This is a genomic window from Undibacterium sp. GW821-FHT11H02, assembly GCF_058808015.1.
Genome location: NZ_JBXARG010000001.1, coordinates 199,962 through 211,983, shown reverse-complemented (window position 1 = coordinate 211,983; position 12,022 = coordinate 199,962). Strand labels below are relative to the sequence as shown.

At 46.3% G+C, this 12,022-nt stretch carries 10 protein-coding genes; 3 read left to right on the top strand and 7 right to left on the bottom strand.

The window, feature by feature from the left end:
• The first annotated feature begins 400 nt into the window (after window positions 1-400).
• From AC1RR2_RS00905 to cls, 3 genes are all read left to right on the top strand, one after another.
• On the top strand, window positions 401-1,519 hold the full coding sequence (locus tag AC1RR2_RS00905) for a glycine zipper 2TM domain-containing protein (protein WP_493220414.1): 1,119 nt from the start codon (window positions 401-403) through the stop codon (window positions 1,517-1,519).
• A gap of 123 nt (window positions 1,520-1,642) precedes the next feature.
• Window positions 1,643-2,530, top strand: coding sequence for a Crp/Fnr family transcriptional regulator (locus AC1RR2_RS00900; protein WP_493220413.1), 888 nt, complete (start codon window positions 1,643-1,645; stop codon window positions 2,528-2,530).
• A 215-nt stretch (window positions 2,531-2,745) separates the two neighbouring features.
• Window positions 2,746-4,194 (top strand): cardiolipin synthase, encoded by a 1,449-nt coding sequence (cls, locus tag AC1RR2_RS00895; RefSeq protein ID WP_493220412.1) that lies wholly within the window; start codon window positions 2,746-2,748, stop codon window positions 4,192-4,194.
• A gap of 408 nt (window positions 4,195-4,602) precedes the next feature.
• Here cls and AC1RR2_RS00890 read toward each other — a convergent pair whose 3' ends face one another.
• The 7 genes from AC1RR2_RS00890 to AC1RR2_RS00860 form a co-directional block, all read right to left on the bottom strand.
• Window positions 4,603-5,208 carry a BON domain-containing protein gene (locus AC1RR2_RS00890; protein WP_493220411.1) on the bottom strand — a complete coding sequence of 202 codons (606 nt, stop codon included), beginning with the start codon at window positions 5,206-5,208 and terminating at the stop codon, window positions 4,603-4,605.
• Window positions 5,209-5,265: 57 nt separating this feature from the next.
• Window positions 5,266-5,583: an ElaB/YgaM/YqjD family protein gene (locus AC1RR2_RS00885; RefSeq protein ID WP_493220410.1), complete on the bottom strand. Its 318-nt coding sequence runs from the start codon at window positions 5,581-5,583 to the stop codon at window positions 5,266-5,268.
• 26 nt (window positions 5,584-5,609) lie between these two features.
• Entirely contained in the window at window positions 5,610-6,572 is a 963-nt protein-coding gene (locus tag AC1RR2_RS00880) for an OmpA family protein (protein WP_493220409.1), read from the bottom strand.
• Window positions 6,573-6,640: 68 nt separating this feature from the next.
• Window positions 6,641-7,027, bottom strand: a complete 387-nt coding sequence (locus tag AC1RR2_RS00875; protein WP_493220408.1) for a DUF4398 domain-containing protein — start codon at window positions 7,025-7,027, stop codon at window positions 6,641-6,643.
• 146 nt (window positions 7,028-7,173) lie between these two features.
• Window positions 7,174-8,370, bottom strand: a complete 1,197-nt coding sequence (locus AC1RR2_RS00870; RefSeq protein ID WP_493220407.1) for a response regulator — start codon at window positions 8,368-8,370, stop codon at window positions 7,174-7,176.
• A gap of 26 nt (window positions 8,371-8,396) precedes the next feature.
• Window positions 8,397-11,165 (bottom strand): PAS domain S-box protein, encoded by a 2,769-nt coding sequence (locus tag AC1RR2_RS00865; protein WP_493220406.1) that lies wholly within the window; start codon window positions 11,163-11,165, stop codon window positions 8,397-8,399.
• A gap of 28 nt (window positions 11,166-11,193) precedes the next feature.
• Window positions 11,194-11,985: a Crp/Fnr family transcriptional regulator gene (locus AC1RR2_RS00860; protein ID WP_493220405.1), complete on the bottom strand. Its 792-nt coding sequence runs from the start codon at window positions 11,983-11,985 to the stop codon at window positions 11,194-11,196.
• Window positions 11,986-12,022: the final 37 nt, after the last annotated feature.

The window sequence follows — 12,022 nt, the reverse complement described above, 5'->3', positions numbered from 1 at the left end:
GCAGGTAATCGCGAACTGCTGTACCAAGCACAGAATGAAAATCCGAAATCTATATCGATCAAGGCGTCGGCCAGCGACACAGCACAGGGATGATCACCGATAAGCGGTCATGCACGTAAAACCGCAAGACCCAAACTTAATGCAGACGATTGAAGTAGGTAGATGCAGTGAATTTTTCTGGAAAAATCATACAAAGAAATCTTAGTCCGTTTCAATGCCTTGCCCCAGATTTCACACGCTTGTCTTAACTGACATAAAACAATGTGTGTTAGCGCACCGTAGGATAGTTTTTTTTCTCTTATCCTGTACTCATCGTTCTTGCTCATTGAGCTAAGAGCTAATAAGCGCATTGAGAAGATTCTCAATGTTGAGAATCTAAATTCTAAGTACAGGAATCATTATGAAATTCATCCCTCCAGGCATTTTGTCCAGCAGTTTGACTTTTTCGGTGTTGTTGTTAAGCATAAGCTCGGTCCATGCGAGTGCGACGTCACAAAATCCCGTCCCCAATTACGCTAATCGAAAAATCGAGCCGCAAATTCAAGCCTTTTACGTAGATGAAGTTAGACGAATTGCACCCGGTGTGGAATTAAATTTCAGTGTTTATGGCACGCCGGGTGGACAAGCCAGCTTGCGTATTGCTGGTGCGACGCGTAATTTGAATCTGATCGAAATCGATGCCGGCGAATATGAAGGTACTTACACCATTAGTGCCAGAGATCGCATTGCTGCACGTAGCCAAGTCACGGCGAATTTACGTTTTGGTAATCAAGTCACCAGCGAAGTATTGAATGAGTCCTTACAAGTCGGTGTCGGATATCACCCAAAAGTTGACAGCGCCCATAATCTGGCGATTCAAAACTTTAGACTCGATGCGCCTGACGAATTAAGCGCCGGCAACTCTCTCAATTTTCGACTACTAGGTAATTCAGGTGCCAGAGTGGAACTGACTATCGCTGGTGTACGTGGCAAAGTGTTATTAGCGGAAAACAATAATGGCGAATATGAGGGAAACTACATTATCCGTGGTCGCGATCGTATTACGCCGAATAGTGAAGTCATCGCCTACCTGAGCATGCGCGATCGTACTATCAGTCAACGTCTGACTGGGAGCTTGATCGATAGAAATGCCGATCGCAATAACGCATACCAAACCAACAATGGAACGCCTATCAAAAAAGTAGCTTGCTATAACTGTGGCCAGGTAGAAGCGATCAATGTGATAGAAACACGCGGTGAAGGTGGCTACCTAGGTACGATAGGCGGCGGCGTCGTTGGTGCACTGCTTGGTAGTCAAGTTGGGAATGGCAATGGTCGTACTGCTGCACAGATAGCCGGTGCAGTGGGCGGTGCTTATGCTGGACGCGCAATTGAAGGCAATAGCCGCAAAACCAGTCATTTCGAAGTGATAGTACGGTTGCAAAATGGTGCAACACAAACTTTGGCTTTTGCAAATAACCCGGGTTTGCAAGTCGGCGATCAGGTCAAGATTAATAATGGCCAATTAGTCCGAAACTAAGAATCTGAATTAGAGGATGCAACATTCAGCATCCTCTCAAAAGGCTTTCCCGTGAGATTTATGAATTTCACGTCTCCTACTACTTCCATGCATTAATTAACTCACTCACCAAGAAAGTCAGCCATGATGTCATCGATTAATATTCCGTCCCGCATCGTCTTCGGTCAGGTAAATCAAGGGTCGAATGAGTTATGGTCCAATATGCAGGAAGTCTGTGAGTTACTTAAAATAACCGCGCCTCAAAATGTTGATAAAGATAGCACTCAGTTTCAGCATCGCCGGTATAAGGCGGGTCAGATTTTACACTTTCCCAATGATGTCTTGGATAACCTATATCTAGTCAATTGCGGCTTCCTTAAATCATCAATGACCGATGATAATGGCAATGAACTGGTATTGAGTTTTCCTATGAAAGGCGACTTGATTGGCGTTGATAGCATCCATAGACAACATCATCAATCCTCTACCATCACTTTATCGGATTGCGACATCATCCTGATTCCCTACGCAGCCTTAGTAGCCCTGACAGAAAAATATGTGTCACTCGGGCACGCATTACTGCACATCATGAGCCGTGAGTTGGCGCGAGAACGATATATTTTAGGCGCACAACGAACCTTGAGCGCGGAAGCCAAGGTGGGTCGTTTTCTCTGTATGATGGGTGAACGTTATGCTCAACTTGGTTATTCCTCACGACGATTTAATCTGCGTATGTCGCGCAACGAAATTGCTAATTATCTTGGTCTGGCGATAGAAACCGTCAGTCGTGTCTTATGTGTGTTTCACCGCCTTGGTGTGATCACGGTGAATCAACGTGAAGTGGTCATTATTGATGCCGACTTTCTGCGCGGTCTATTAAAATTAGCCCCGAATAGAAATAAGCCTGCGATCGACGCAGACAAAAAAACTTTAAAATTTGAAGCACCTGCATCGGATTTTTCTATTGCCCACTTGGCGGGACGACGTGTTATCCCTAAAGCAAGCAAAGTACATTTAATGCAAAGTGCATAGCGCTTTGAAATAGAATAGTCGTGCAGTCATATATATCTGCCTGTTCTAATCTTTGGCTCATATTTAGGATATACATGATGGACAATGAGGATAACACTCAACGAGTGCCGATTTTGGGAGGGTCGTGCATTCGCTCAGTTTTGAAAAGCAGGCTATGCCAACTAGGCAAATACGTCTTATTAAGTGCATGTTGTTCGTGCGCTAGTTTGACACCAATGACAATTAAGCCCCTGCCTGACGCAGGCACCAAAGCTGGTGATCCCTACGATTCTAACTCTGCGGCTAACTCGTCGCAAATCAGCGCGCAGACGATGACCGCAGATGCACAAGTGCCGCAAATAGTCGCTAAGGATCCTGCAACGCCAGGCAAATTGACACCCCTTGTTATTGTCACGGATGCTCAAGGCAAATTGACGCAAAAAACCAGCGCTGCCTTACTTAAGAAGCGCTGGCGCAAAGCCTATCAAGATTTAAATATGCTTGCCAATCTGGAACAAGCCGTGACGGGCAATCCTTTAATTGATGGCAATCAAATCAGCTTATTGCATGACGGTCCGCAAACCATGGAAGCGATGATTGCAGCCATTCAAGCGGCGAAGCATCATATCCATTTAGAAACCTATATTTTTGATCACGATCCTCTGGGAATCGCCTTTGCCGAACTATTAATTGAGCGTCAAAAAGCCGGTGTCCAAGTGCGTATCATTTACGATAGTGTAGGTACAGTCGGCACACCTAATGCATTTTTCGAGCGCTTACGCGAAGCGGGCATTGAGTTGCTGGAGTTTCATCCAGTTAATCCATTGAATACCATCAGCCAGGGACGTACCTGGTCCCCCAATCAACGCGATCACCGCAAGCTTCTGGTCGTCGATGGCAATATCGCTTTCGCTGGCGGTATTAACATTAGCAATAATTATGCGAATAGCTCTTTGTTTCGCTCAAAAAAATCTAGCAATAATGCTTCAATAGGATGGCGTGATACCCATCTACAAATCATTGGACCGGCCGTGGCTGCCTTACAATGGGTATTCTTGGACACCTGGCTGGAAGAGAAAGAACTCAGCTTTGAACAATTGCCAGACGCTGCATATTTTCCTATCTTAAACAATTCGGGCAAGCATTTGGTAAGGGTACTTGCGAGTGCACCAGATGATAATCAAAACATCTATCAAGCCTATTTGTCCGCACTGTCTCAAGCCAAACGCAGCATACATATTACCTGCGCTTACTTTGTCCCCGACCCTGCGATTTTGACTGCGCTAAACGCAGCGGCGCAGCGTGGTGTGGAAGTAAAATTAATACTGCCTGGTGTCAACGACAATGATCTGGTGTCACAGGCTTCGAAGTCTTATTTTGAAGAAATGCTGGACTCAGGTGTGCAATTATTTCAATTGAAAGTGGCGGTATTACATGCGAAAACCGCCGTCATAGACAGTCAATGGTCGACCGTAGGCTCGACCAATATTGATACCCGAAGTTTTCTTCATAATCGTGAAATCAATGTCATGGTGTTTAGCCCAGAATTTGGACAGGACATGGAAAATGCATTTACTGAAGATCTCAAATCTTCTACGCCAGTTAGCAAAGAAGCCTGGGCCCATCGTCCGGTATTAGATCGCTTAAAGCAATGGCTGGCGCGGCGTCTGGCGTATTGGCTTTAAGTTATATCCGAATGGACTTTGTGGCATTGGTCGAAAATGAGAACCCCTCAACGCCGAGACGCAGAGGCGCCGAGGAGCGCAGAGAAAAGCGAAGATTTTACTGGGTACCTCTGCGTATCTCCGCGCCTCTGCGTCTCGGCGTTGAGGGGTTTTGACGCAGACCTAAGCACCTTGTTCGATTAACTGAACGGCATTAAGGATTGATCTGAGCTTTTCTTACGGTACTTACGTAATACTTACCTCATACTTCGCGATAAAAAAACTTCGCCGCAGAGGCGCAGAGGGCGCAGAGAAAGACTTGTTGCTGTTTTTTCTCTGCGCCCTTTGAAACTCTTCGGCTCGTGTTTTCGACATTCATTCAATTCACACTACCGTCATGCGATTGCTCTGCCATTCGTCGTTATTAACTTACTTCTTCACTGTCATGTGATTAACGACGTTGACGACACCGTCCACTCGCTTGGCAACTTCGCTGGCATGAGTGATTTGCGTTTCGCTGTCGACAAATCCGCTCAATTGCACTTCGCCTTTGACCGTCACGACTGAGACTTCGCGGCTTTTCATAATAGGGTCGGCCAACATGGCGGTTTTGACGCCAGCTGTGATTACCGTGTCATCAATCTTATTACCCACGGTCTGCGTACCGACCTTGATACTCAGTTTATTTTCGACATTTTTTACACCGAGGACGGCTTTTGCGACTTCGACGCTTCTGTCCATTTGGGCTTGCGTATCGACGAATCCGCTAAGCATGACATCGGCTTTAAATGTTTCCACTTTGATGTCCAGACTCTTAACATATTCATCCGCCATCATTGCGGACTTGACTTTGGTTGTGAGCACAGCGTCATCGATCTCGGTGCCTATGGTGACCGAAGCTGCGGGTACCGCTTTATCAGGCGATTTATTACATGCCGATAAGGCGCTGACGGCTAAACCGACGGCGAACAAACTGACTAGCAATTTGCTGGCAGCAGGTTTAATTTTATTTGTTTGGGATGAAGTAACGGTCATGATGTGTCCTAAAAAGTTTTATAAATAGAAAGGTGTTTTTGCGTTGTGCTTAATTTTTTATCGACGGCGACCGACAATCAGACCTATAACTAAACCGACTCCTGCCGCAGCGCCCAGGGAGCGCCACGGGTTTTCTTTGACATACACTTCTGTACAGTCACTTGCTTCTTTTGCCGAAGTAATTACGCTGTTTTGTGCTTCATGGACTTTTTTACTTGCGATATCTAAAAGTTCCATCCCGCGCTTGATTGCTTCGTTTGCTTTTTCACCGGTAAGTGTTGTTGCTTCTTCAAATAACATGCGTGCATCATTTACGAGCTGGTTGAAGTCTTGTGAGACAGCTTGATAGCTGTCATTAAATTTTTTGTTTGCCATTTTGTTCTTTCATCTGTGGGTTTGATTTAACGTGCGACAATCTTGCCGCTATCGTCCGAGAGAATGATTTCTACACGACGGTTTAAACGGCGATCATCGGCACTTTGGTTGCCAGCAATGGGAAATGCTTCACCATAGCCACGAATATTGATACGGTCCCGACTGATGCCCATGCCTTGCAAGGCGCTACGCACCGCTTCGCTACGACGCTCAGATAAAGCTTGATTGTGTTGATCGGATCCTGTGCTATCAGTGAAACCTTCCGCCAATACCATGCGTTTTGGATTTTGTTGCAGAACGTCTGCTAGCTTTTGTGCAATACGCATGCCGGCAGGCGATAAACGCGCCTGGTTCGTATCAAACAACACATCACCAAACGTAATGACGATACCGCGTTCGGTTTTCTTGGCAGCTAACTCAGCAAGTTGAGCCTCTAATTTGGCGTTTTTTGCTTGTGCTTCTTGCGCCAATCGTTGTGCTTCCATGGTTTCATTTTGTGCCACCTGCGTCGCTTGTTTCGCGTTCTCTGCACTCTGCTTTGCTTGGTCTGCACTTAATTTGGCTTGCTCGGCCACGAGATTGGCCTGATCAGCCGCGACTCTTGCTTGATTCGCCTCTTGGGTTCTTTGGTCCAGACGTAGCTGATCGCGCTGCTTATTGCTATTTTGCACGTCGGCTTCTGCGGATTTTTGTTTGGCCACTTCTTGTGTGGTGGCGATTTTTTGTTTCGCTAAATAGGCCAGAGAATCTATCCTTTGTTCACTGTCTTTATTGAGTGCAGCTTCATTGGCGACCGCCAAGGCTTCGCCGGCTTGCTTCATTTCTAAAGGCGCATAAATACCAACGGCAGGATTGTTTTGCGCCATCATAAAGTCGCTACGGGTTTGATCCAATAAGGCAGTTGTTTTTGGCGCTGTGCTGCAGGCGACTAAGAGCAGACTAATCGCGATGGCGATCGGTGTCATGGCACGATGAAGAGATGATTTCATGGAAATTCCTTTGATTAATAAATGAGTGAATGCTTGGATTTGCGTAGATTGATTTGAGCTCGTGCGCGCTATTTGCGTAAGGCATTCGCACGATTAAATTCTTCACGCATGACACGGATATCTTCTTGCAAAGCATCGGCAGCAGCTTGTGCTTTTGCTGAATTGGCTTTGCTCTGGGCTAGTTTGGCATCGACTTGCGCCTGGTTCGCCAGCTCCATCGCTAAGGGATAATCTTTAGCGGCCATTGCTGCATTGGCCAGACGCATTTTTTCGCGTGCCGCATTCATTTCCACTGGCGCGAATTCGGCGCCACCTGCTCCCACCGCACTATCCACGGCGGCTTTAGACACTGCCACATCCGCTGTTGCCGGGGTTTTCATGCTGCTGCAGCCTGCGATAGCAAGCAATAGAACAGCAAACAGTGGACTGACTATCTTGTGTAATTTTTTGTTCATAGTAATTCTCCGATTAACGATAAGGACAGAAGCGAGGTGCTGTACCGTTATAGAGAAAAACAAAGTGAACTTCTGTTCGCTAACGAACCTAGTCAATTTTTAAGTGTACTTGCCGCCTCAAAAAAGGCGACGGCCGATCACATGAATTAATCCAAACCATCAAAAACCGAGATCGATTCATTAATAGTAATCAGTGCCATGACGTTCCATTCATTTTTTATCGGACAGCTATACCAACGGATAGTGACCGGGAACAAATCACCCTCTTTATTGCGTAGCAGGCTATGTTCCTGGTAATGACTGAGTGCAGAACTCATGCCGAAAAATTGTTCACGACGGCTTTGCAGATCAACAAAGCCGAGATAACTTAAATCGACATTGTCTAGGTCGCTATAGGCGAGATCAAATAAGGAACAGGCGCTTTGATTGGCATCAATCAGGCGCGCCGTATCCCTATCAAAAATAAGAATGGCTTGTTCTATACAGTCGAACGCACTGCGCAATCGTATCAGTTCGGTATCGGCACGGTGCCGCTCATTGAGCTCCATGCCTATACCTCGATATCCCATGAAACGGCCGCCTTCATCAAAAATAGGCTCGCCACTGACTTGTAAATACTGACGACTGCCGTCCGCTTTCATCAGGCTATAAACATAATTGAGGAATGGTGTTCTATCATCAATCTTTGCCCGCAACTGCGCGTACTCGATTTGATTTTGTTCCGCCAAGTTCGAGGCTAAAGCGCCGCCCTGGTTTGGCTCTGCCATGCCCAACATATCGAAGACCGGACCCGATACACTGACATAATTGCCTGCTGCATCTTGTTCCCAGTACCAATCTGAGGATAAGGAAGTAAAACTCCGGAAACGGGCTTCGCTTTCTTTTAATTGTTGAGTGCGTTCCGCTACAGTCTTCTCTAATATCTGATTGTAGTCCGCTAATTTTTTGTGGAGTAGTCGCACTTCCAGCATGTTTGCAATACGCGTTTGCAACTCGACTAACTCAAAGGGCTTGCTGACAAAGTCCTTAGCACCTGCTTGCAGAGCCCGCAATTTTTCAGAAGGCTGAGCGGTAATCACCAAGACCGGGGTATAAGAATCGGGTTCTACATCTTTGAGTGCTGCCATGACTTGAAAACCGTCCATCACTGGCATTTGCAAATCGAGCAGAATTAAATCGAAATGATGTTCACGATGCAGTTCACAAACGACAGTGGGATCGAGCGTTGAGATCACATGTTGATAGCCGATATTGGCGAGAATTTTTTCCAGCAAACTGACATTGGCGACCTGATCGTCGACAATCAGGATTTTTGCTTGAAGTACTTTGATGGGCGTTAACATAATTTCTCTCGATGACTACTATTTTCTTAAAGACTTTTTGTTGTTGAAGCACTTAGCGTTTCAGAAATCACACTGGCATGTTCAAGCGCCTGTTGTAAGGCGCTCATAAATTCATCAACCCGTATCGGCTTAGTCAGGTAACGATAAAATCCCGCATGCATACCATTCTCTATATCTCGTGGCATGGCGTTGGCAGATAAGGCGACGATAGGAATATGTGCCGTCAACACATCGTTTTGCAGGACTTTTAAAGCGCCGAAGCCACTAATACCTGGCAAATTAATATCCATTAAGATGACATCAGGTTGATAAGCGCGTGCCATTCTGATTCCCATATAGCCATCTACCGCCGAGATCAAACGTAAGTTACTGCAACGTGCAACCAATTGTTCCACCAGAGCCAAATTCGCGGGGTTATCTTCTACATACAGCAAAGTACGGGTCACCATGTCGGTCTGGTCTTGCATTGTCAGCTCACTATTTTTTTCAGACAAGGCACTTTCAAATTGGTCTAGTTTAGGCACCACAGAGGCATTGAACTCTATCCAAAAAACACTGCCGACCCCGACTTGGCTTTCGACACCGATTTCGCCTCCCATGAGTTCGACCAATTGTTTAGTAACCACCAGGCCAATACCGGTTCCTTCTTCACTGCTACTCTCCTGCCCCAGTCGATTAAAGGGTTGGAATAATTGTTGTAACTGTTTTGCGCTTAAGCCCATTCCAGTATCGGTCACATTCACACGTATTTTGTGTTGACTGGCACGACGGCATTCAATCAAAACCCTGCCATTGTCACGGTTGTATTTAATCGCGTTCGATAAGAGGTTGATGATCACCTGCTTGACGCGCATTCTGTCCGCATGCACATAAAATAAATCTTCTAAATCAGGAAAATGCACATCAATATTTCGCTTCAAAGCCTGCGGAGATATCATAGCCTGACACTCTTGCAGCACATCGGTTAAAGACATCGCTTCTTGCGAAATGCTGACTTTGCCCGACTCAATGAGGGCCAAGTCAAGGATTTCATTGATGAGTTTTAAGAGATACCAGCCCGCTTGCAAAATCTGATCTATTGATTGTTTTTGGGAGAGATTAGGTGGTGGCGATTCGGATGCCATGAGTTGAGCAAAACCAAGAATCGCGTTGAGTGGCGTACGCAATTCATGGCTCATGCTGGACAAAAATTCTGACTTCGCCAAATTGGCTTTCTCAGCAGTAGCAATCGCCACGTTTAATTCGAGATTCGTGTGCTGTAAAGCGCGTTCTGCAATTATGCGTTCTGTCACGTCACGAGCGGCTGCCACAACGCCTTGCAAATTACGTTCGCGATCATAGAAGGTTGTAGCATTGTAGGAAACGACCGTCTCTTTGCCATCTTTATCGTGGGCGGTAAGTTCAAAATCGGTGACTTTACCTTCTTGCATAACGCGTGTGATTGCAGTCTGTGCGCGTTCAGGTTCGGTGAAATAGTCTTTGCAAGGAGTGCCTATTAATTCTTCACGTGTTCTGCCGGTCAATCTTTCCATCTGCTGATTCACATCACTGATCAATCCCACGGGATCAGTGGTCATCAGTGCATCGATGTTAGATTCGATTAAAGAACGTGTGTAAAACTGCAGATCACGCAAGCGTTGATCTGTGATAGCCTGCGTTGCCTCGACTTGTTTGCGAGCGCTATTATCAATTCCAATTAAGAGGTAGCCGATAATAGTCTGATCTGCATCGCGCAAGGCGGTGACTGAGACATTGGCAGGAAAACGACTCCCATCTTTACGCACATAAGTCAGGTCATAAATATCTTCTATGCCGCGCGATGCCTTGTAGACTAAGGCCTCAAAGCCCGGGGCAATTGCAGCGTTCATCTCTACGCTCAAAGCTGCTGCCCGCTCTATGACCTCTTGTGGATCTGAGATCGCCGCTGGACTAATCTGATCGACGACATCACTGGCTTGGTAACCTAACATGCGCTCCGCACCTGCATTGAAAATTTGAATCACACCATGCACATCGGTCGCAATGCTAGAAAAATTGCGACTATTAAAAATGGCGTCCTGCAATGCACCTTTACTCAAAAGCGGCTGTTGCTGTTCATGTTGTGTAAACTCATCTCGTAAGCGCTGACGTATGTTTCCTTGCAGCCAAATCGAAATGAGCGCAATTAGCACTAAGAGAAAAGTGATGAGCAGCCCAATTTGCTTTAAACGAGCCAACTCATCGCTCTGCTGTTGCTGTATCTTTCTCTGTAGTTGACGCTCCACATCGGCAATGCCTTGGCGTATATCAGCGACCAATTTCATACCGTGACTAGCACTCAATTCTGCGGCTGCGCCACCGGATTGAACAAAGACTTGCTCGCTTTCAGTCAAAGCTTCCATCCGCTGTGCGACGACGGCATCTATCTTCATGACATTACTACGCTGCTCAAGGTCATGTTCAGTCAGACTAAACAGATCGGCCCGTTTCATGGCGATTTCTGCCAAGAGTAAATCGCGATCAGTCTTCCAATCTTCGCCTCTTTGTGCATCATCTGAAGTCAGTGATGCTGATTCGGCGTGTAAGAAAAAGCGAAGTTGACGCTGCTCTATCTTGTCCAAGCTATCACTTAATCCATCAAATGCTAAACTGAGCGCATGACTTTGTTCGATACTGACGATAGACGCTGTTGACAATCGCATCGTATTCCAGGCGATCAAGCCGGTTAGCACAAGTAATGCCATACCTAAACCGAAAGCGAATAAGCTACGCTTCTTGAAATTCGTGCTTATTGCCGTTTTGAGTATTTCGGTCATACATTTACCTCATAGATAGCATTTGGAATTAGCGCTGATGAACATCGCACAATAATCGTTTTACTTCTGTGCGCACCACCGCATAGCACTCACAAACCTGACGTTCCAGACCAGTCCTGTTCAAAACGGTAATATGGCCGCGCCGATAACTGATAATTCCCTGTTGTTGCAATTTTCCTGCGGCTTCCGTGACACCTTCGCGCCTTACACCTAACATCCCCGCAATTAACTCTTGGGTCATGGTCAGTTCATTACCGGCAGAACGATCCAGCGTTAACAACAACCAACGACATAACTGCTGATCGACGCTGTGGTGGCGATTGCAAACCGCGGTTTGTGCCATTTGGGTGATCAAAGCCTGGGTGTAGCGCAACATCAGGCGCATTACTGAACCGGCCAGTTGAAATTCATCCATAAGAATTTGCGCGTTCAGTCGATAGCCAAATCCTGCCGTCTGTACCACTGCCCTGCTGGGTGTCGTGTTCCCGCCCATGAGCAGATTGACGCCGAGTACGCCCTCATTCCCTATCCCAGCGATTTCTGATGAGCCACCATTTTCTAACAGGTAATGCATAGAAATAATCGCCGTCGTCGGGAAATACGCATATAACAATTTCCCTCCGGATTCATGCAATACCTCACCCAGGCGCAGGTTGACCAACTCTAAGTTGGGTAAGAGCCGATCAAATTCTATGAGTGGCAATGCGGCCAGTAAGTGGTTTTGATTGTGCTGATGAGCGCTAGGCGTACTTGCAACTGAATTACGATTGTTAGACGCGGCTGACGAGTTGTGAGCGCTGCTCACATTCGGACTGGACATAGTTATTTCTCTTTCCAGTCTAGGTAGGTAAATTGGA